General features: G+C 65.0%; 1 protein-coding gene. It reads left to right on the top strand.

What is annotated here, in order from left to right; all coding sequences use genetic code 11:
• A partial coding sequence (locus tag ACIQRW_RS38410) for an IS630 family transposase (RefSeq protein WP_403770020.1) occupies window positions 1-975 on the top strand: 975 nt, incomplete at its 5' end.
• Between the last annotated feature and the right edge of the window lie 29 nt (window positions 976-1,004).

Genomic DNA, 1,004 nt, shown 5'->3' with positions numbered 1-1,004 from the left:
GCGGAGGGTGGGACGAATCAGCAGGCTGCGGCCGACCTCGGCATCGACAGGTCGACCGTGGACCGCTGGCGGGCCCGGTTCATCGCGAAGCGCCTCGATGGTCTGCATGACGAGCCGCGCTCGGGCCGGCCGCCCTCGATCCTCCTCGACCAGGTCGAGGAGGTCGTCGTGGCCACCCTGGAGTCGGTCCCGGGCCAGGACACGCACTGGTCGCGGGCCTCGATGGCCCAGCGCACCGGCCTGTCGAAGTCGACGATCGGGCGCATCTGGAAGCGGTTCGACCTCAAGCCCCACCTGCAGGACTCCTTCAAGCTGTCCACCGATCCGCAGTTCGTCGCCAAGGTCGTCGACGTTGTCGGCCTGTACCACCACCCGCCCGAGAAGGCGGTGGTGCTCTGCGTGGACGAGAAGTCCCAGATCCAGGCGCTGGACCGGTCCCAGCCGGTGCTGCCGATGATGCCGGGTATGCCCGAACGCCGGACCCACGACTACTACCGGCACGGCATCACCAGCCTGTTCGCCGCCTTCAACATCGCCGACGGCACCGTCATATCAGCACTGCATCGCCGACACCGGGCGATCGAGTTCAAGAAGTTCCTGATCCGGATCGACAAGGCGGTGCCCGCCGGACTCGACGTGCACCTCGTCTGCGACAACTACGCCACCCACAACACCGCCGACATCAGGACGTGGCTCGGCAAACACCCCCGCTTTCACGTCCATTTCACCCCCACCGGCTCCTCGTGGATGAACCAGGTGGAGCGGTGGTTCGGCCTACTGACCGACAAACTCATCCGCCGCGGCGTCCACAGATCCGTGAAAGCCCTGGAGAACGACATCACTGCGTGGATCGACACCTGGAACGAGAACCCGCGGCCCTTCACCTGGACCAAGACAGCCGACGAGATCCTCAACTCTCTCGCCGACTACCTCACCAAGGTCGGAACCACCGGCCAGAAAACAGAGCAGAACTAACCCTCAGGATTTCTGGCGCATCACACTAG

It is taken from the genome of Streptomyces sp. NPDC091287 (assembly GCF_044768525.1).
GTDB lineage: Bacteria > Actinomycetota > Actinomycetes > Streptomycetales > Streptomycetaceae > Streptomyces.
Note: the sequence above shows the minus strand (reverse complement) of the source record. Positions and strands in the feature narration are given on the sequence as shown.